Source organism: Paenibacillus sp. MMO-177 (genome assembly GCF_037147795.1).
Taxonomy (GTDB): Bacteria; Bacillota; Bacilli; order Paenibacillales; family Paenibacillaceae; genus Pristimantibacillus.
The window spans coordinates 446,075-465,481 of the sequence record NZ_JBBCUR010000001.1 but is presented as its reverse complement, the minus strand read 5'-3'; the positions used below and the strand labels follow the sequence as shown (position 1 = coordinate 465,481).

Sequence of the window (19,407 nt, the reverse complement as noted above, 5' to 3'; positions counted from 1 at the left end):
CTATGATCGTTCGATTGTTCCGCGGCGGCAAATGGCAGCTTCTCACGATGTTTGTAGCTTCCTCCGTAACCGCGCTGCTGCTAGGAATCGCCGTGTGGGTGGGGTTAGCTGACGGGGACTATGCACAGACGGAAGTGCGCTATGGCGCAGTGTCCGTCTTTCTGCTTGTCAGCGCAGGCTTCGGGTACTGGACGGGCCAGCATATTCAGAGGCGGATCGATACGCTTCAGCTTGCTCTGAAGCAAGCGGTAAACGGAAATTTCGATGTTCGGATTACGGAATCCGGCGACTCTTCCTTTTCGGAGCTGTACCGCGAATTTAACGATCTTGCCGAACTGATGCAGGAGAGAATGAAGCGTCTTCAGATGACCGGGGAAGAACAGGTGATGTCGCAAGCGGCTTCTAATGAAGCCGCGGTTCAGGAGGAACGCAAACGGCTTGCCCGGGATTTGCATGATACGGTCAGCCAGCAGCTGTTCGCCATGCACATGTGTGCTTCCTCGCTGCCGAAGCTTCAGGAAATCGACCGGGAACGGGCAGCTTCCGTACTGGATCAGCTTATTCAGATGTCTACGCTTGCGCAGAAGCAGATGCGGGTCTTTATCGCGCAGCTTCGGCCGATGGAGCTTGAAGGGCGCACGCTGCTGGAGGCCCTTGATAAATGGTTCCCGGATTATTGCCGGCAGAACGGTCTGCAGGGCGTATTCGACTGGCGGTTGACAGAGCCTCTAACGGAAGCCAAGGAGCATCAGTTGTTCCTTATCGTTCAGGAAGCAATGGCGAATGTCGTGAAGCACTCCGGCGCAAAGAGCTGCTCGCTTAGTCTGACGGAGAATGAGCGGCAAGTTGTGCTTAGTCTGCAGGACGATGGCGCGGGCTTCCGCGCGGATCAGGTAAGGCGAGGATCATATGGATTGTCTACGATGCAGGAACGGGCCCAGCAGCTGGGCGGCCTGGCTGAAATTATAAGCAAGCCGGGCAGCGGCACGCGAGTAAAGGTGACGATACCGAAAATGTGGCGGAGGAATGAAAACGATGAGCGGGACTAATACGTTAAAAGTTATGATTGTGGACGACCATGATATGGTAAGAACGGGGTTGCGCACGTATATAATGCTGGAGCCCAAATTCGAGGTCGTAGCTGAAGCGGGAAGCGGGCAAGCTGCGATCTCGATGCTGGAGGACGGTCTGCCTTCCGGCATACCGGATGTTGTCCTGATGGACTTGATGATGCCGGGCCTGGACGGTATTGAGACAACCCGGCAGCTGATCGCCAAATATCCGAATTTGAAGATCATTATGCTTACAAGCTTCCTGGAAGATGACAAGGTGTACGGAGCCATAGAAGCGGGTGCGGTCAGTTATGTCCTTAAGACCGTGTCGGCGGAGGAACTGATCTATGCGCTTCACGGGGCGGTCAAAGGCATGCCGGTTATGACGGCGGATGTCTCGCAAGCACTGACAAGAGGCCTGCGACAGCGTACGGCCCAATCCGGAGACGAGGAGCTGACGGAGCGGGAGAAGGAAGTGCTTTTGCTTATTGCGGAAGGACGCTCCAACAAAGAGATTGGCGAAGAGCTTCATATCAGCGTAAAAACCGTCAAAACCCATGTCAGCAATCTGCTGATGAAGTGCGAGCTGGAGGACCGGACGCAGCTGGCGGTGCTGGCCCATCGCAAAGGCTGGGTAAAAAACACATAAAGGGCCAAAAGGCGGGACATATTATCCTTTAGCGGTTATATAAGCAAGAGATGCCAAAGGAGAGCTGAACTGTCATGATTCCACTTTCGTCATCGCTGGAAGCCCGTCAGCAAGCATTTACCGATTCCAGAGACTGGCTGGAGCAGCACCAATTCTCGCTCGGCGGCAATTGGGACTATACAAACGGTTCCTTTGACCGGGCGTTGGATGAAGAGAATAAAGTCTGGCTTCGACTGCCTTTTGAAGTGACGAATGGCAGCGTAGTGGATGTTAACGCGGATACGAATGCCATTATTACGTTCGCGCAGCCATACGTGCTGAGGCACGAATACCAAGAGGGTAATGACCCGGAAGCAAGCGCCCGGGTAGTAGGAGCGTTATTCGACCAGTTCCAGGCGCCTTCGGATCCGGATGCACGCGTGGACCAGAAATGGGTCGGCAAGGCGAAGGAAGTTCTTAAAGAGGTCGAAAGACTGTTCCCACAATAGAATATCGCACGCCAAGCTCTCTATTCAGAAATGGGGAGTTTGGTAGAGTCATACGAAAAGTGCATAGAAATAACGTCGTCAGACGTTTTTTTTATGTTCGTTTTAATTCATTTTAAGTTTGTTTTAAGGTAGAATGTGCATGATAGGAATACAGGAATTAAGCGCCGATCAATGAAAGATTCGGTTGCTTTAACGGAATAGATCAAGGAGGAGAACGGAAATGGACGATCAGAACAAAAAATACGACGATTTCTTTCAGAATCGTGCTAACGGTGACGATGACAACAATCCGCGCGAAGAAGACAACACAGCATCAACAGCTGAAGGATCGGAAGCTCCGGGTAAAACTTCCTACTATTATTCATACGGGCCTTTCAAATCTTCCGCGCAAGATGATAACGGAGCGAGCGTACCGTCCCGGTCTAATCCTCAGGATTATTACACGGCAGCATCCGGCGACAGCGAGCCTGAGCTTGAGCAGCCAAAGGTTGAAGTAACACCTCCGGTGCCGATGAGGCCATTTACTTATAACCAGCAATCCGGCAAAAGCGGCTGGCAGAACCGCGAACCGCGAAAGAAAAGCCCGATTAAAGGAATGTTTGTTTCTTTCCTCGCCGGCGTTGTTGTGGTTGGCGGATTGATGGGCGGTCTGATGTACGCCTCGGATACAAACAATTGGTTTACCAGCAACTCGGTATTTTCCTCGAAGCAAGACAGCACAGCTAACGCGGGCTCGGGCTCAACGGCATCCGGCTCGGCAAGCAGCAATGGCGGCGCGTCCGTAGCGGCAGCAAGACCGGATAACATTGCTACGCTTTTCGAGAAAGCGAGCCCTGCGGTTGTGAAGATCGAGACTTACGTGAAGCCTCAAACACGAAGCAACGGCGGCGGTGGCGGGATTTTGGACGATCCGTTCTTCCGGCAGTTCTTCGGTGAGGATGCGCCGGACGCGAATCAGCAGCAGGACAATAACAAGAAAGACGACAGCAATCTGCAGGCGGCGGGAATAGGTACGGGCTTCTTCTTCGAATCCGACGGCTATATTCTGACGAACCAGCACGTGGTTGCGGATTCCGATAAAATCGAAGTTACGGTACAAGGCTACGACAAGCCGTTTACGGCTCAGCTTCTGGGATCCGACTTTAATCTTGACCTTGCCGTACTGAAGATTACAGGCGATAAAGCATTCCCTACACTGCCGCTTGGCAGCTCGGATAAAATCAACATCGGCGATTGGGTCGTTGCGATCGGCAATCCGTATGGCTTTGACCATACCGTAACCGTAGGCGTGCTTAGCGCGAAGGAACGTCCGATCGATATTCAAGATACGGACGGTACGCGCGAGTACAAACACTTGCTCCAAACCGATGCTTCCATTAACCCCGGCAACTCCGGCGGTCCGCTTCTGAATGTGAATGGCGAGGTTGTTGGTATCAACACCGCAGTCAGCTCGCAGGCACAAGGCATTGGCTTTGCGATTCCGACAAGCACTATTCAGGAAGTACTGGATACGCTCAAAAACAACAAGGAAGTGCCAAAAGAGCCGGTTCCGTTCATCGGCGCAGAGCTGGGTGACGTAACGGATGCGATTGCGAAGCAATTGGGCATGGATAAAGCGCAGGGCTCGATTGTCAGCAACGTTTACTACAACTCTCCGGCCTACATTGCCGATCTGAAGCAATTCGACGTCATCGTAGGTATTGACGGCAAATCGTTCAGCGGCACGCAGGCGCTGATTGACGAGATCAAAAAGCGCAAGGTAGGCGATAAAGCCGTTCTGAACATTATCCGCAGAGGCGAGAAAATGGATCTGCAAGTCGTAATTGGCGACAAAAACAAATTTAACGCTCAGTAAGCGATAAAGTAAGCGCAGAGGAAAGTCTCTGCGCTTCTTTTCTAGAAAAGACAAGCTATACAAGGGGGAGAATAGAGAATGAGACAACACATCATGGTTGTGGATGACGACGAGAAAATCACTTCTTTGCTTAGAAGAAGCCTTGCGTTTGAGGGGTACGAGGTGTCTACGGCAAGCAACGGAATGGAAGGCCTGAAGCTTCTCTTAACGGCGGATCCGGACATGCTTATACTTGACGTGATGATGCCGCAGGTAGACGGATGGGAAGTATGCCGCCGCGTGCGGGAGGGTGGAAGCACCGTGCCTATTCTTATGCTGACGGCGAAAGATGATATTTCGGATCGGGTCAAAGGACTGGATGCGGGCGCGGACGATTACTTGATCAAACCTTTTGCGCTGGAGGAGCTTCTGGCCCGAGTCCGTGCTTTGCTGCGCCGTAAGTCGGACAGGATGGACGAGTCCAGCAGCAACAAGATTGTGTTCGAGGATCTGGCATTGGATCTGGATTCCCGCGAAGCGATCCGTTCCGGCAGAAGAATCGAGCTGACCGCGAAGGAGTACGATTTGCTGCTCTTATTTATGCAGAATCCGCGCCGGGTATTGACGAGAGATGCCATTATGGAGAAAATCTGGGGCTATGATTTTAGCGGAGAGTCGAATGTGCTTGAAGTGTACATCGCGATGCTCCGCCAGAAGCTGGAGGAAGGCGGAGCCAAACGGATTATCCAAACCGTGCGCGGAACCGGCTACGTACTGCGGGGAGAGGGTTGATTAGCACATGACGATCAGGCTTCGTCTGACCTTATGGTTTTCCGGAATTCTTGCGGCTACATTGATCGTATTGTGCTTGGCTATTTATTTCTTCGTTAATATGAATACGTTTGCTGATGTCAAAGAGCAGCTTCGTGACCAAGCCAATGACTATAACGTTTATAAATATGAATACGGCTTAAATCAAATGGAGCTCAATTTGCAGAAGAAGTCGCCCTTCGTAGACAAAAATTACTTTGTCCAATTAGTTAATTATACGGAAGGTGTTATCAAGCAATCCGCTGAACTGGGCAGCAACGGATTGAAATTTCCGATTCCAGAAGCAAAGTCGAATCCGAAGAATGGCTACGTGAAAGCTACATTAAAGACCGATAGCGGGGAAATCCTCCCCTTCCTTATTTACCAAAGGGTCATTCCGAATAATACTGAAGAGGGGGAGATCATTGGTCTGCTCCAAGTAGGAACCGTCGTTGCGAGCGAAACCAATTATTTGACGGGACTTCGCGTAATACTCATTGCATCCTCGGTAATTTGTTTGATGATTGCTTTCTCAGTAGGCTTGTTTCTTGCACGGAAAGCCTTGCAGCCAATCGAACGGGTTATCCGCAGCACCGAGCAAATTCAGAGCGGTTCCGATTTAAGCGTGCGGATTCCGATTGAAGGTCCGAAGGATGAGATCGGCCATCTGGTCTATACCCTGAATATTATGCTATCCCGCATCGAAATGGCGTATAACGGACTGGACGAATCCTATAAAGCGCAGCGAAGGTTTGTTTCCGATGCGTCCCATGAGCTGCGTACTCCCCTGACGACGATTCGCGGCAATATCGAATTGCTGCAGCGGATGTGGTCAAAGACGCTTGACCCGGGTGAAGCGGGAGATATTGTACTCGCTCTGGATACCGAGCGCTGGGAGCTGTCAAACGAAGCGATGCAGGATATCTCGGCGGAGGCACGGCGGATGTCCACTCTCGTTAATGACCTTCTTGCTCTGGCAAGAGCGGATGCAGGTTACGAGATGGAGAAAACACCGCAACCCATGCTGCCCATTGTAGAAGAAGTGGGCCGCAGAGCGGGGCTGCTGCCTCGGAATGCGGAATGGCGGATCGGGGATTTGTCGGCGCTCGACGGTTACCGGGTAAACGGGAATGCGGATTATTTGCAGCAGCTGCTCTTCATCTTCATTGAGAATGCGTTCAAATATACGCCAAGCGGCTGGATCGAGATGTCGGCGACACGCCGGGAGAACCAGCTTGGCATTATTATTAAAGACACCGGAATCGGCATGAACCCGAAGGAGGTTCCGCATATCTTCGATCGGTTCTACCGGGCTGACGAATCGCGCGGCAAGACCGTTGGCACAGGGCTTGGCCTGTCCATCGCGAAATGGATTATCGATGAACACCGCGGCTCGATCGAGGTCACAACGATGGAGGAAGAAGGGTCCACGTTTGTCATTTGGCTGCCAATAGACTTTTCCCCCCAGCCTGCTTCGATTATAATAGAAGGAACCGATCGAATCGAAGACTAACCTTCGTTATTCAGAAAGCAGGTGCAACAAGTGGAAATTGTTAAAATATCGCCGCGCGGCTATTGCTATGGCGTAGTGGATGCCATGGTGCTCGCGCTGCAAACCGCCAAAAACCTGGACCTTCCGCGTCCGATTTATATTCTTGGCATGATTGTTCATAATGCGCATGTGACCGAAGCTTTCGAGCAAGAGGGCGTGATCACGCTTGACGGCGAGAACCGTCTGGAGATTCTGGAGCAAGTGGAGGGCGGTACCGTTATCTTTACGGCCCATGGCGTATCCCCCGAGGTCCGCAACCGTGCGCGCGAGAAAGGCCTTACCATTGTGGACGCAACTTGTCCGGATGTAACCAAGACGCATGATTTGATTCGGGAGAAAGTCGCCGAGGACTATCATATTATTTATATTGGCAAAAAAGGCCATCCGGAGCCGGAAGGCGCTATTGGCGTGGCGCCTGACCGCGTTCATCTGATAGAGCGCGTCGAGGATATTTCCAAGCTTAACGTGCCTGAAGGCCGTATTATCATTACGAATCAGACCACGATGTCGCAATGGGATATCCGTCATATTATGAGCAAGCTTCTGGAGGCGTATCCGAAGGCGGAGATTCATAACGAGATCTGCCTAGCTACGCAAGTGCGTCAAGAAGCCGTAGCGGAGCAAGCCGGACAGGCGCAACTGTGTATCGTTGTTGGCGATCCGCGCAGCAATAACTCCAACCGTCTAGCGCAGGTATCCCAGGAAATCGCGGGAGTACCGGCTTACCGTGTGGCGGACGTATCGGAGATCCAGCAGGAGTGGCTCAAAGGCATTGACCGTGTAGCCGTAACCTCCGGCGCGTCGACTCCAACTCCAATTACAAAAGAAGTTATCGCGTATTTGGAGCAATACGACCATAACGACCCTTCCACGTGGGAGATCAAGCGTACCGTCAACAAGAACAAGCTCCTTCCAACCATTCGTACCAAATCGGCTTCCAGCACAGCCGAAGCTTAATAGAAGATAGAGTAAATGCGGTGCTCCATGCACCGCATTTATTTTGTTTTTGGCTAAATGCGCCATTTCCGTGGTTTAGTTGTGCCTTAACGATGCACGGCATCGTTAAGGCAGCCGCTCTGCGCTAAATGGTGGTACTTAACGCTGCCGCGCATCGTTAAGAAGCGTAAAAATCGTGAAAAACCTGCCATTTCCATGGTTTAGCCGTACCTTAACGATGTGCGGCATCGTAAAGGTGGACGTACTGCGCTAGATGGTGGAGCTTAACGATGCCGCGCATCATTAAGAAGTATGAAGGCGTGGAAAATGCGGCCATTTTAGTGGTATAGCTGTGCCTTAACGATGTGCGACATCGTAAAGGGGGCTGCTCTGCCCTAAATGATAGAGCTTAACGATGCCGCGTATCGTTAAGAGTGGAATTAAGCGTCAAACTGAGCAGAGTCCGGCTGTGCTAATATCGCCCGCCAATAATCTGACCATTTTGTTCAGGACCGTAAGGGATGGACTTAGAGGAGGTTTGAAGGTGCGGTCCGGTTCTCCGGACTTTAGGTTGAGTTTTTATTGTTTTTTGTAAATCAAGCGGTTTGCAGCGGAGGAAGTGAATGTTCTGGAGAAGCGGAGCGTTCGCCTTGTGAGATAGATTCCAACCTTGGAATAGTTAATTCAAGGAATCTATCGAGCACAGCGATCGTAAGAATATTCACTTCCGTAGCTGCCAAGCAGCTGATTTAAGAAAATAATAATTGACGAAACCAAAGTCCATCGTGTATATTTGCTTTAACAAGTAAAAGCATAAAAGCCACAAAGCATAAAAGCGTATAAGCGTTGAAGTGAAAAAGGAGAGATGAACATGATCGTTATTACTAGCCCGAATATTGCGGATGAGCGTATCCAAGAAATTGTGAACCATATTGAAAAAGCGGGCGTGCAGGCCCATGTATCGAGAGGAACTGACCGTACGGTTATCGGAATTATCGGCAAGGCCGAGCCGACGCTTGCGGAGCATTTGCGCCAAATGAAAGGCGTAGAGAATGTTATAAAGATTTCGAAGTCCTACAAGCTGGCAAGCCGCGACTTCCATCCGGACGATACCGTAATCGACATTAAAGGAGTAAAGATCGGCGGCGACAACCTTGTTATTATGGGAGGGCCTTGCGCGGTTGAATCGCCTGAGCAGATCGATGAGATCGCACGACTTGTCAAGGCAGCCGGCGGGCAAGTGCTCCGAGGCGGTGCGTTTAAGCCTCGCACGGGTCCTTACAGCTTCCAGGGCGTTGGCGTGGAAGGTTTGGTCATGATGGCGGAAGCGGGCAAGAAGCATGGCCTGCTCACGATTACGGAAGTCATGACACCAGAATATGTTGATGTATGCGCCGAGTATGCCGATATTCTTCAGGTCGGAACGCGCAACATGCAGAACTTCGACTTGCTCCGCAAGCTTGGCACCATTAAGACACCGGTATTGCTGAAACGCGGCTTCAGCGCAACGTATGACGAATTCCTGAATGCGGCGGAGTACATCCTGGCAGGCGGAAATCCGAATGTTATGTTATGCGAGCGCGGAATCCGAACGTTCGAAACTTACACGAGAAACACGCTGGACTTGTCCGCGATTCCGGTTCTGCAAGGGCTTAGCCATCTACCGGTCATTTCGGACCCTAGCCACGGTACAGGCCGCCGCGAATTGGTAGAGCCGATGTCCAAGGCATCCGTTGCGGCAGGGGCGAACGGTCTGATCGTCGAAATGCACACAGATCCGGATAATTCGATGACAGGCGACGGTGTACAATCCTTGTTCCCAGACCAATTCGCTAATTTATTAAAGGATTTAGAAAAGCTGGCTCCAATCGTTGGCAAGCAATTTAACACTCCCAAAGAGCCTGCTGCTGCTTTTGCGGAATGGAAAATTTAATCCAGATTTAAAAAATAAAAAGCCGGGAAGCCTTGATACACAAGGCCTCCCGGCTTTTCTGATCGAATGTAAAGGCTTAATTGTGAACAAATGTTTAAACTTGTAAGTATACCTCACATATGAATAAAAAATACCTTACATAAGTATTGACGATGCCAAACCGTAGTTTTATAATTACCTCATAGTTTAGCACGAAAATTGAACGATAACTGTTCAACACTAAGCAAATGTTCGGAAATGGAGGAAATATCTGATGTCAGTTCAAAATGTTTTGAACACAATTCAAGAAAACAACATCCAGTTTGTAGATTTCCGTTTTGTGGATCTCGCTGGTCGCGCGCACCACATTACTCTTCCTGCTACAGAAGTTGACGCTGATACTTTCGTAAACGGTGTAGCATTCGACGGTTCCTCGATCCCAGGTTTCCGCGGTATCGAAGAGTCCGACATGGTAATGATGCCGGATACTGAAGCAGTATTCGTTGATCCTTTCACAGATCATCCTACACTGAACATTATGTGTAACATTCATACACCGGACGGAGAGCGTTATGAGCGTGACCCACGCAGCATCGCTCAAAAAGCGGAAGAATACCTGCAAACGACTGGTATCGGTACTACTGCATTCTTCGCGCCTGAGTCCGAATTCTTCATCTTCGACGAAGTTCGCTACGAAAGCACAATGAACTCTTCTTCCTTCTATGTTGATTCCGAAGAAGCGGGTTGGAACACAAACCGTAAAGAAGAAGGCGGCAACCTGGGCTTTAAAGTTCCTGTAAAAGGCGGCTACGTGCCAGTTGCTCCAGTTGACCAACAACAAGACATCCGCAGCGAAATGGTTCGCCTGATGCAAGAAGTTGGCCTTCGCGTTGAGCGTCATCACCACGAAGTTGCAACTGCGGGTCAAGCGGAAATCAACTTCCGTTTCAGCACTTTGACTAAAACAGCTGACAACCTCATGCTGTACAAATATATCGTTCACAACACAGCTCGCCAATACGGAAAAGTGGCTACTTTCATGCCAAAACCGCTGTTCGGCGACAACGGTTCCGGTATGCACGTTCACTCCTCGATCTTCGACGGCGACACTCCGCTGTTCTATGAAAAAGGCGCTTACGGCAACCTGAGCCAACTGGCTATGCACTACATCGGCGGTATTCTGCACCACGCTCCAGCTCTGATCGCTTTGACGAACCCTTCGACAAACTCGTTCAAACGTCTGGTTCCTGGTTACGAAGCTCCGGTTAACCTCGTATTCTCGAAAGGTAACCGTTCCGCTGCAGTACGTATTCCAATCGCATCGGTAACGCCAAAAGGCTGCCGTATCGAGTTCCGTACTCCGGACTCCACAGCTAACCCTTACCTGGCATTCGCAGCTATGCTGCTTGCTGGTCTGGACGGCATCAAACGTAAACTGGATCCTGTTGCTCTGGGCTACGGTCCATTCGACAAAAACATTTACGAACTGCCAGAAGAAGAGAAAAAAGAAATCCGCAGCGTACCTGGTACACTCGACGAAGCGCTTGACGCTCTTGAAGCGGATTCCACATTCTTGACTGAAGGTGGCGTATTTACGGAAGAGTTCATCGCTAACTATGTTGCCGTTAAACGCAGCGAAGCAAAAGCGGTATCGATCCGTATTCATCCACACGAGTACAGCCTGTATTTCGGCTGCTAATTCGAAACGCACTTATTCAAGCGGATTCCCTGGCGGGAGTCCGCTTTTCATTTGTCGAATTGTGCAATCGCAAGCGGTTCGTACATAGGTCTTTCGCCTAGTCTTGTGCGGTATAAAGTAATTTCGGTGACGTCGAAGGCTGTCTGACCCTGTAGAAAGGGGCTGGAGAGCTCTTCGAGCTTGCGGGCAGTGCATGGTTCATTAGCTGAATATTTTCGTGCTAAGGTAACGTGAGGACGGTAAGGGCGGCTCTCGGGCGTATACCCAATACCCGAATGAAGCGATTGGCCAAGCGATTGGTGGAGCCTGTGCAGGCCAGCGGGCAGTTGCTTTAAGCCCAGCCATAAGACGGAGGGGCGTTCCTCCCGGCCAAATCCGCCAAGTTTCGACAACTCCAAAGGAAATATGGAGGAGCGGGAAGCGGCTTCCTTCATTGCAGCCTCGATAGCGGGAATAGAGGAGACGGCCATGTCTCCGATAAAGTGAAGCGTAATATGCAGGTCCCGGGGATCAACCCATTTCTGAAACGCGAGCTGATTTTGCCAATCGGGCAAATGGCTAACGATTTGTCCGGTAATGTTTGCTGGAATAGATATTGCGGTGAAAATCCGAATGTTTTCTGCCATATGATTATTCTCCGTTCGACTTTTTGTCACTAACATTATGTAAATGTACTTGAAGACAGCCGTTAAACTTGCTATCATAATCAATATCATGTGAGTTGGTTAACAAAAATAAAAGGTGGGTAACGGAAATGAAACGAGCCTATAATTTCAATGCAGGACCGGCCGCTTTACCGCTTGAGGTGCTGCAGCAGGCGCAAGAGCAATTTGTCGAATATCAGGGCGCGGGAATGTCCATCATGGAAATGTCCCACCGCAGCGCACTTTATGAGCAAGTGAATAATGAATCACAAGCACTCATGCGCGAATTGTTCGGTATTCCGGATAACTATCATGTCCTTTTCCTGCAAGGCGGCGCAAGCCAGCAGTTTGCCATGATTCCCATGAATCTGCTGTCCGCGGGCCGTTCTGGCGCTTATGTCAAGACAGGCGCTTGGGCTGACAAAGCCATTAAGGAAGCGAAGTTGATCGGCGAGACGGTCATTGCCGCTTCATCGGAAAACGACAACTTCATGCGTATGCCTAACGTTAATGATTTTGTTGTGCCGGAGAATGCCGCTTACCTTCATCTGACATCTAATGAAACTATCGGAGGCGTGCAGTTCCAGGAATTCCCGACTAACCTTGGCGAAGTGCCGCTTGTAGCCGATATGTCCAGCGATATTTTGAGCCGTCCTATTGATATTAGCAAATTTGGCCTTATCTATGCCGGCGCGCAAAAAAATCTTGGTCCATCCGGTGTTACTGTTGTTATCGTGCGCGATGACCTGGTTCAAGAAAGCCCGAAAAATATCCCGGCTATCTTCCGCTACGACACGCACGCGAAGAACAAGTCGCTCTACAATACGCCGCCTTCCTTCTCGGTATATATGGTTAACCTGGTTCTGAAATGGATCAAGGGTAACGGCGGGGTTGCTGCGATGGAGCAGCTGAACCGCGACAAAACAAAGCTGATCTACGACGCGATCGACCATAGCAACGGCTTCTACGTTGGATGCGCTCATCCGGACAGCCGATCGCTTATGAACATCACATTCCGTATGCAAAACGAAGAGCTCGAGAAGCTGTTCGTGAAGGAATCGGAGCAAAACGGTTTTGTTGGCCTGAAGGGCCACCGCGATGTTGGCGGTCTGCGCGCTTCGACGTACAACGCGGTTCCGCACGAGAGCTGCAAAGCGCTTGCTGATTTTATGGCTGACTTCCAGCGCCGTAACGGTTAAGAAAGTGAACAAAGACCGCCATTTCCGTAATCGGAAAGGCGGTCTTCATTGTTAGGGGTGTTTATGCGAGTGATGAATCGGCCATATTAGGGGCGTGAAGCTTGTAACCGACATTGCGGACCGTCATAATGTACTCGGGCGTTCTTGCGTTTTGCTCGATTTTATCTCTAAGATGGCTGATATGAACGTCAACGATCCTTGTATCGCCGAGGAAGTGGTAATCCCATACCCCGTGAAGCAGCTGCTGACGGCTTAATACTTTGCCTCTATGCTTGCATAAGAAAAGAAGAAGCTCGAATTCCTTTGGCGTCAGTTCAATGGACCGGCCGTCGATCAGCACTTCGCGTTGTTCGGCGCGTACCGTCAATCTGCCAATATCGAATGTCGTTGATTCCGCTTGACCCGGAAGGGACTGAATACGGCGGAAAATCGCCTGAATGCGGGAGATCAGCTCTTGCGGGCTAAATGGCTTCGTCATATAATCGTCTGCCCCGTTATCGAGCCCGGCGATTTTGTCCGTGACATCCTGCAAGGCGGTCAGCATAACGATGGGCACCGCGTTGCTCTGCTTGCGCAGCTCGCGGCATACTTGAATGCCATCCATCTTCGGAAGCATCAAGTCGAGTACGATCAGGTCAGGACGGAATGGCTTTAACATCTCGAATACGGCTTCGCCATCGCTTACGCAACGGACATCATAACCGGCGAGCTTCAAATTGAATTCGATAAGCATGGAGATGGATGGCTCGTCATCAACGACCAATATTTTCTTTTTCATCGTATCTATTCTCCTTTTGCCTCCTACATGATGTTTTCATTATGAGGGGAGACATTTATGCGGAGATTAAGAGTACGTTAACCTAATGTAAAAATTGCCTCTTTGGCACTGATGCGGGAACGCAGTGTTTCGTGTATAATGACATAGAATGTGAGGTTGGTACAGTTATGGCTTTTCATATTGTTTTGGTTGAACCTGAAATTCCTGCAAATACGGGCAATATTGCACGGACTTGCGCCGCAACAGGAGCGCATCTGCATCTTGTACGCCCCCTTGGTTTCCAGACCGATGACCGCACTCTTAAGCGCGCAGGACTGGATTATTGGCATGCGGTTCATGTGGAGTATCATGATTCCTTCAAGGAGCTGCAGGATGCGAATCCAAACGGAAGATTCTTTTATGCCAGTACAAGAGCTACAAAAGTGTATACGGAGTTTGAATTCCAAGACGGAGATTTCTTCGTATTCGGGAAGGAAACAAAAGGGCTTCCGCAGGAGCTGATTGATGCGAATCTGGAAACTTGCATGCGGATGCCAATGACGGGTGATGTCCGGTCGCTGAATCTTTCCAACTCGGCGGCTATTATTGTGTATGAGGCCCTGCGCCAGAACAAGTTCCCGGGAATGGACTGAATTTACATAATATTAAGGAGTATCCATGCTTGGGGAGGAATTCGAAAAAGGCCATCGAAAGTCTACTGTGCTATGTTTTCATGTTAGCTTGCAAATCCAGTCATAAAGAGGTGAAAAGATGAAACCAGCAGGTGTGGTTAGAAAGGTGGATCAACTCGGGCGAATTGTCCTTCCGAAATCACTTCGTAAACGGTATCAAATGAATGAAGGGGATCCTGTAGAGATTTTGGTGCAAGGTGACCATATTATTTTGGAGCGTTACCGTCCAAGATGCGTGTTCTGCGGATCAATGGAAGATGTGAAGGAATTCAAGGACCGTTATCTATGCGAGCCGTGCATGAATGAAATGGGACAGCTTCACAACCGTTAATTAAATAATTATCCATAATGCACTATTACAAACATACGAAGTAAAAAAAGAAGCTTCTCCTGAGTACAAGGGAAGCTTCTTTTTTTGAATTCTAACAATTTATAAGCTTTACCTTATAAAAATGGCTTAGAATTCACTCGGATGAGACGCGCCTTGCAGCCGTTTCATCGCGGCCTTTTTAAAGGCCTTTGGTCTTGTCGTCGTTGTACGAAGACGTCAAGATGGCAGTCAGGAACAAAATAAAGACTGTCATAACAATAACGAAAGTAATAGACATTTTGTGCACCTCCGATATGCTAGCTTCATTATAACCAAGTATTAGGGAAAAGAAAACGTTTAAGTTTGCGCGAATTCTTTTTATTATGCGACAATAGTGGCAGTACAAATCATGGATTTATGTTGCGGGAGGAGAGGGAAAATATGGAATTTCGATTTGCATCAAGAATGACGCAGGTTAAGTCATCCGTCGTAAGGGATATTCTGAAGCTGACGCAAGGCAACGATATCGTATCCTTTGCCGGCGGCCTGCCGGCGGAAGAGCTTTTTCCCGTACAGGCCGTCAGGGAAGCCGCGGACCGCGCGATCTCGGCGGGTACAAGCGCCTTGCAGTATGGGCTTACCGAAGGTTACTTGCCGCTTCGCGAGCAGCTGTGCGTCCGAATGGCACAGAAGGGAATGAACGTGCAGCCGGAGGAAATGATTGTGACGACAGGCTCCCAGCAGGCGATCAGCCTGCTTGTCCAGGTGTTGACCGAACCGGGAGACACGGTGCTGGTTGAGAGGCCTACCTATTTAGCCTGTCTGCAAGTATTCGAACTGCATGGTTTAAAGGTTGTTGCGGCGGAAAGCGATGAGCATGGCATGATTCCGGAGGATGTGGAGCGTCTGGTCCGACAGCATAAGCCGAAATTTATTTATGCCGTTCCGACCTTTGGCAATCCGACAGGCAATGTCTGGAGCTTGGAGAGAAGGCAGCAGATCCTGCGCATTTGCGCCGGCCATCAAGTGCCTATTATTGAAGATGATCCATACGGCGAACTGAAATACGATGAGAATGAGGCATACCCAACCCTGTTTGCGCTTGACCAGCAGCAGGTTGGAAGCGGCGTTGTAATATACACAAGCACCTTCTCGAAAATCGTAGCTCCCGCACTTCGCACCGGCTGGGCGATCGGCGATACCCGCGTAATCAAAATGCTTGCAAAAGCGAAGCAGGCGGCCGACCTGCAGTCCAGCACGATGGATCAGCAGATCTTAAGCCAGCTGCTCGCGCGGTTCCCGCTAGACGAACATATTCGCATTATTTCGGAATCGTACGGTGGCCGGATGCGGGAGATGCAGAGCCTGCTCAAGGCGCAAGAAATCGAAGGGCTTAATTGGATCGAGCCGAAGGGCGGCATGTTCCTGTGGGTCGAGCTTCCCGAGGGGCTGGATGCCGAAGCGCTGCTGCGGGTTGCGGTCTCGAAGGGCGTAGCTTTTGTGCCGGGCAGCGCCTTCTATGCTTATGATCCAAAACGAAACACCGCCCGGCTTAATTTCACCCATAATAAAGGGGAAAGAACGGTGCTTGGCGTTGCGCGTCTGGCGGAAGCCATTCGCGAATTTACGGCTCGTAGCTAAAAGAAGTCTTCTTTGCGCGGTTCGTCTTCTTCCCTTTGGAGGCTTTAGGGGCTTTCGCTTCAGCTGCTTTTGCCGGTTTCGGCTCGGATGCCTGCGGAAGGGTGAAGGTCTCTTTCCATTCGGCGATTACCTCCGCATATTCCGCCAGGGCCAAGGCTCCGGCTGCCGTTAATCGGTATTGGCCGCGCCCAACCTTCTCGAACCAACTATAATAATTGCTTCGAAGCATCGAAGCGCTTTGCGGGTTGCCCGTCAGCGACGCCAGCTGGCTTGGCGACAGAATGCCGGCCTGCTGCATGGCGTAGGCTGCCCGAAGCGCCTTCTCCCGATAGGCGGTGACGAGCTTGCGGCCGGTGCTGCCGCCTACGTTGTAATCGCCGCTGCGTTCCCGGAATTCCCTGAGGAGCCGGGCCTGGCGGGTTCTTCGGATCCCGCGCTTAGGCATCTCCCCGGGCTCGCAAAGCATTTCGATCAGCGGAGCTTTGGTCTTGAAGAAGGTGACGGTCATGAGGCCAAGACCCAGCATCCGGCACAGTTCCGTGATATCGCTGAAGCGCTGGTTGTGGGCGCCGCTTTTCTTGCGGTTGCGCTCAACGGCCAGTACAACATGATCATTTATGCGTAAACGTTCAATCCCTTGCAGCAGCAAAGCGAGATTGAACGTTTTTTTCATTTCGACAACAACCGCTTCGCTGCCATCCGGTTTCATTGCAACCAAATCGCAGTGGAGAACCTCGCTTTTTACCGTAAAACCTAACTTTTCGTAGTAGGCCTTGATGGGGCTGTACAGCTCCTCTTCCTTGTTAACTGCCATGTTAATTCCCCTCTTTCTCCCATCATTATAGCAAATGCTTGTCGTTATTTGCCGGATTGCCGACTAAAATAGTGGTCAATTTCCTACATAACTAAGCATAGGATTGTAATACTTCAGTAAAAAAGTTGGTCCACACGATCAATGATGTAGAGATAATCCCGGGCGGAATGAAAACTAGCGGATTGCGGAAGCGATGGGAGGAGGCACGGCATGGACATTTTCAAGCGAATATCGGAGTATCAGACAGAGAGTGAGAAGCTTGCGTGGACGGGATCTTTCAGAGAATATATCGAACTGCTTAGAGAGGACCCGACCCCGGCCATGACTGCGCACGCGCGCGTCTATGAGATGATTGAATCTTTTGGGGTAGAGGACGATAACGGAAGGAAACGTTATAAGTTCTTCGAACAGGAAATATTCGGTCTCGACCGCGCCGTAGAGAAGCTGGTGGAGGAATACTTCCACTCGGCGGCCAGAAGGCTGGATGTCCGTAAACGGATCCTGCTCCTAATGGGACCGGTCAGCGGCGGCAAATCAACCATTGTGACGATGCTGAAGAAAGGGCTGGAGCGTTTCTCCAGAACGGAGAAGGGAGCTACTTACGCCATTAAAGGCTGCCCGATGCATGAAGAGCCGCTGCACTTGATCCCGCATGAGCTTCGTCCAGAGATCGAGAAGGAGCTTGGTGTCCGTATTGAAGGCAACTTGTGCCCTTCTTGCCAAATGAGGCTTCGGGTTGAATACGATGGAGATATTGAGAATGTCATTGTTGAACGCGTGCTTGTGTCGGAGGAAAACCGGGTGGGTATCGGTACATTCAGCCCTTCCGATCCGAAGTCGCAGGATATTGCCGACTTGACAGGCAGTATCGACTTCTCGACGATTACGGAGTTTGGCTCGGAATCCGATCCTCGCGCATACCGCTTCGACGGCGAATTGAACAAAGCGAACCGCGGTCTGATGGAATTCCAGGAAATGCTGAAGTGCGACGAGAAGTTTCTGTGGAACCTGCTCTCGCTGACGCAGGAGGGGAATTTCAAGGCGGGCAGGTTTGCGCTTATATCAGCCGACGAGCTGATTATCGCCCATACGAACGAATCCGAGTACAAGTCGTTTATTAGCAATAAGAAAAACGAGGCGCTTCAATCGCGTATGATTGTGATGCCGATTCCATACAACCTTAAAGTATCCGAGGAAGAGAAGATTTACACGAAGCTGATCGGCCAAAGCGATATGAAGCATATTCATATCGCGCCTCATTCCCTGAAATCGGCAGCTATCTTCTCCATACTTACCCGCCTCAAGGAAACGAAGAAGCAAGGCATGGACCTTGTGAAGAAGATGAGAATGTACGACGGAGAAGAGGTCGAAGGATTTAAGGAAGCCGATCTGAAGGAAATGCAGAACGAATATATTGAGGAAGGGATGTCCGGCATTGACCCTCGTTATGTCATTAACCGGATTTCCAGCGCACTCATCAAACAGGATATGCAATGTATCAATGCTCTCGATGTGCTGCGGGCGCTGAAGGACGGCCTTGACCAGCATCCTTCGATTACGAAGGAGGAGCGGGAAAGATACCTGAACTTTATCTCGGTAGCGCGCAAGGAGTACGATAACCTGGCCAAGAAGGAAATTCAGAAGGCATTTGTCTATTCCTTTGAAGAGTCCGCCCGGACCTTGTTTGAGAATTATCTCGATAACATTGAATCCTACTGCAACTGGACCAAAATCAAAGATCCGCTTACCGGCGAAGAGATGGATCCGGATGAGCGCCTGATGCGGTCGATTGAAGAGCAGATCGGCGTATCCGAGAATGCGAAAAAAGCGTTCCGCGAAGAAATTCTGATCCGGATCTCTTCGTACTCGCGGAAAGGGAAGAAGTTCGATTTCACAAGCCATGAACGTCTGCGCGAGGCGGTTGAGAAAAAGCTGTTCGCCGACCTGAAGGATATCGTGAAAATTACGACTTCGACCAAAACGCCGGATGAAAGCCAACTGAAGCGCATTAACGAAGTGACCAAACGGTTGATTGACGAACACGGCTACTGCCCGGTATGCGCAAACGAGCTGCTGCGGTATGTGGGAAGTCTCTTGAATCGTTAATTTCTCAACTAAAAAGCGGCTGTGCGGGGTAATCCCTCGCACAGCCGCTTTTGGTTTTTTAAATAGTTAAATACATACGGAGCATTTTGAATGATTCCGGAGAAAGATTAAGCTTACGAAGCAACTTTCTTCCAGAAAGTTTTTAAGTGGTCGCTTTTGTGAGGGGATTCCAATCCTATTGGAATAGTTCCGAAGGAATCCCCGAGCAATGCGATCGGAAGAACATTCAAATGGGTGGTATGCTGTTTAACTATGCTCTTGTCATGAAGAATACAAGAATACATACAAGCCGGTTCCTTATTTTCCGATATA

The 19,407-nt window shown here is 50.2% G+C and carries 17 protein-coding genes; 14 read left to right on the top strand and 3 right to left on the bottom strand.

The window, feature by feature from the left end; translation table 11 throughout:
• Positions 1–2 precede the first annotated feature (2 nt).
• From WFK81_RS01970 to glnA, 9 genes are all read left to right on the top strand, one after another.
• Complete coding sequence (locus tag WFK81_RS01970; protein WP_336784780.1) at positions 3–1,049, top strand: sensor histidine kinase; 1,047 nt, start codon at positions 3–5, stop codon at positions 1,047–1,049.
• Positions 1,036–1,701: a response regulator transcription factor gene (locus tag WFK81_RS01965; RefSeq protein WP_336784779.1), complete on the top strand. Its 666-nt coding sequence runs from the start codon at positions 1,036–1,038 to the stop codon at positions 1,699–1,701. The genes WFK81_RS01970 and WFK81_RS01965 overlap by 14 nt, the downstream gene beginning before the upstream one ends.
• Positions 1,702–1,775: 74 nt before the next feature.
• Positions 1,776–2,189: a YugN-like family protein gene (locus WFK81_RS01960; RefSeq protein WP_336784778.1), complete on the top strand. Its 414-nt coding sequence runs from the start codon at positions 1,776–1,778 to the stop codon at positions 2,187–2,189.
• Between the two features lie 220 nt (positions 2,190–2,409).
• Complete coding sequence (locus WFK81_RS01955) at positions 2,410–4,044, top strand: S1C family serine protease (RefSeq protein ID WP_336784777.1); 1,635 nt, start codon at positions 2,410–2,412, stop codon at positions 4,042–4,044.
• A gap of 78 nt (positions 4,045–4,122) precedes the next feature.
• Positions 4,123–4,815, top strand: coding sequence for a response regulator transcription factor (locus tag WFK81_RS01950; RefSeq protein WP_336784776.1), 693 nt, complete (start codon positions 4,123–4,125; stop codon positions 4,813–4,815).
• A 7-nt stretch (positions 4,816–4,822) separates the two neighbouring features.
• The gene (locus tag WFK81_RS01945) at positions 4,823–6,346 is read left to right on the top strand and encodes a sensor histidine kinase (RefSeq protein ID WP_336784775.1); all 1,524 of its coding nucleotides are present in this window, start codon (positions 4,823–4,825) and stop codon (positions 6,344–6,346) included.
• A 30-nt stretch (positions 6,347–6,376) separates the two neighbouring features.
• Positions 6,377–7,342 carry a 4-hydroxy-3-methylbut-2-enyl diphosphate reductase gene (locus WFK81_RS01940; RefSeq protein ID WP_336784774.1) on the top strand — a complete coding sequence of 322 codons (966 nt, stop codon included), beginning with the start codon at positions 6,377–6,379 and terminating at the stop codon, positions 7,340–7,342.
• Between the two features lie 850 nt (positions 7,343–8,192).
• The gene (aroF, locus tag WFK81_RS01935; RefSeq protein WP_336784773.1) at positions 8,193–9,254 is read left to right on the top strand and encodes a 3-deoxy-7-phosphoheptulonate synthase; all 1,062 of its coding nucleotides are present in this window, start codon (positions 8,193–8,195) and stop codon (positions 9,252–9,254) included.
• 253 nt (positions 9,255–9,507) lie between these two features.
• Positions 9,508–10,932 carry a type I glutamate--ammonia ligase gene (gene glnA / locus WFK81_RS01930; protein ID WP_336784772.1) on the top strand — a complete coding sequence of 475 codons (1,425 nt, stop codon included), beginning with the start codon at positions 9,508–9,510 and terminating at the stop codon, positions 10,930–10,932.
• 47 nt (positions 10,933–10,979) lie between these two features.
• Here glnA and thpR read toward each other — a convergent pair whose 3' ends face one another.
• A complete protein-coding gene (gene thpR / locus WFK81_RS01925) occupies positions 10,980–11,558 on the bottom strand; it encodes an RNA 2',3'-cyclic phosphodiesterase (RefSeq protein WP_336784771.1) in 579 nt (192 codons plus the stop codon).
• A gap of 128 nt (positions 11,559–11,686) precedes the next feature.
• On the opposite strand from thpR, the gene serC reads away from it, so the two are divergent.
• Positions 11,687–12,775, top strand: coding sequence for a 3-phosphoserine/phosphohydroxythreonine transaminase (serC, locus tag WFK81_RS01920; protein WP_336784770.1), 1,089 nt, complete (start codon positions 11,687–11,689; stop codon positions 12,773–12,775).
• 61 nt (positions 12,776–12,836) lie between these two features.
• Here the strand turns inward: serC and WFK81_RS01915 are convergent, their stop codons facing one another.
• On the bottom strand, positions 12,837–13,553 hold the full coding sequence (locus WFK81_RS01915; RefSeq protein ID WP_336784769.1) for a response regulator transcription factor: 717 nt from the start codon (positions 13,551–13,553) through the stop codon (positions 12,837–12,839).
• 167 nt (positions 13,554–13,720) lie between these two features.
• On the opposite strand from WFK81_RS01915, the gene trmL reads away from it, so the two are divergent.
• The 3 genes from trmL (at position 13,721) to WFK81_RS01900 (ending at position 16,175) form a co-directional block, all read left to right on the top strand.
• Entirely contained in the window at positions 13,721–14,185 is a 465-nt protein-coding gene (gene trmL, locus WFK81_RS01910) for a tRNA (uridine(34)/cytosine(34)/5-carboxymethylaminomethyluridine(34)-2'-O)-methyltransferase TrmL (RefSeq protein ID WP_336784768.1), read from the top strand.
• Positions 14,186–14,303: 118 nt separating this feature from the next.
• The gene (locus WFK81_RS01905; protein ID WP_336784767.1) at positions 14,304–14,555 is read left to right on the top strand and encodes an AbrB/MazE/SpoVT family DNA-binding domain-containing protein; all 252 of its coding nucleotides are present in this window, start codon (positions 14,304–14,306) and stop codon (positions 14,553–14,555) included.
• A gap of 420 nt (positions 14,556–14,975) precedes the next feature.
• The gene (locus WFK81_RS01900; protein WP_336784766.1) at positions 14,976–16,175 is read left to right on the top strand and encodes an aminotransferase-like domain-containing protein; all 1,200 of its coding nucleotides are present in this window, start codon (positions 14,976–14,978) and stop codon (positions 16,173–16,175) included.
• Here the strand turns inward: WFK81_RS01900 and WFK81_RS01895 are convergent.
• Complete coding sequence (locus WFK81_RS01895) at positions 16,159–16,989, bottom strand: DUF2161 family putative PD-(D/E)XK-type phosphodiesterase (RefSeq protein WP_336784765.1); 831 nt, start codon at positions 16,987–16,989, stop codon at positions 16,159–16,161. The genes WFK81_RS01900 and WFK81_RS01895 overlap by 17 nt on opposite strands.
• A 210-nt stretch (positions 16,990–17,199) precedes the next feature.
• On the opposite strand from WFK81_RS01895, the gene WFK81_RS01890 reads away from it, so the two are divergent.
• Entirely contained in the window at positions 17,200–19,095 is a 1,896-nt protein-coding gene (locus WFK81_RS01890) for a PrkA family serine protein kinase (RefSeq protein ID WP_336784764.1), read from the top strand.
• Positions 19,096–19,407: the final 312 nt, after the last annotated feature.

Coding starts and splice junctions, on each gene's coding strand:
- WFK81_RS01905 (WP_336784767.1), top strand. CDS start 14,304: ATGAAACCAGCAGGTGTGGTTAGAAAGGTGGATCAACTCGGGCGAATT.
- glnA (WP_336784772.1), top strand. CDS start 9,508: ATGTCAGTTCAAAATGTTTTGAACACAATTCAAGAAAACAACATCCAG.
- thpR (WP_336784771.1), bottom strand. CDS start 11,558: ATGGCAGAAAACATTCGGATTTTCACCGCAATATCTATTCCAGCAAAC.
- WFK81_RS01965 (WP_336784779.1), top strand. CDS start 1,036: ATGAGCGGGACTAATACGTTAAAAGTTATGATTGTGGACGACCATGAT.
- WFK81_RS01955 (WP_336784777.1), top strand. CDS start 2,410: ATGGACGATCAGAACAAAAAATACGACGATTTCTTTCAGAATCGTGCT.
- WFK81_RS01970 (WP_336784780.1), top strand. CDS start 3: ATGATCGTTCGATTGTTCCGCGGCGGCAAATGGCAGCTTCTCACGATG.
- WFK81_RS01960 (WP_336784778.1), top strand. CDS start 1,776: ATGATTCCACTTTCGTCATCGCTGGAAGCCCGTCAGCAAGCATTTACC.
- serC (WP_336784770.1), top strand. CDS start 11,687: ATGAAACGAGCCTATAATTTCAATGCAGGACCGGCCGCTTTACCGCTT.
- WFK81_RS01890 (WP_336784764.1), top strand. CDS start 17,200: ATGGACATTTTCAAGCGAATATCGGAGTATCAGACAGAGAGTGAGAAG.
- WFK81_RS01895 (WP_336784765.1), bottom strand. CDS start 16,989: ATGGCAGTTAACAAGGAAGAGGAGCTGTACAGCCCCATCAAGGCCTAC.
- WFK81_RS01915 (WP_336784769.1), bottom strand. CDS start 13,553: ATGAAAAAGAAAATATTGGTCGTTGATGACGAGCCATCCATCTCCATG.
- aroF (WP_336784773.1), top strand. CDS start 8,193: ATGATCGTTATTACTAGCCCGAATATTGCGGATGAGCGTATCCAAGAA.
- WFK81_RS01950 (WP_336784776.1), top strand. CDS start 4,123: ATGAGACAACACATCATGGTTGTGGATGACGACGAGAAAATCACTTCT.
- WFK81_RS01900 (WP_336784766.1), top strand. CDS start 14,976: ATGGAATTTCGATTTGCATCAAGAATGACGCAGGTTAAGTCATCCGTC.
- WFK81_RS01945 (WP_336784775.1), top strand. CDS start 4,823: ATGACGATCAGGCTTCGTCTGACCTTATGGTTTTCCGGAATTCTTGCG.
- trmL (WP_336784768.1), top strand. CDS start 13,721: ATGGCTTTTCATATTGTTTTGGTTGAACCTGAAATTCCTGCAAATACG.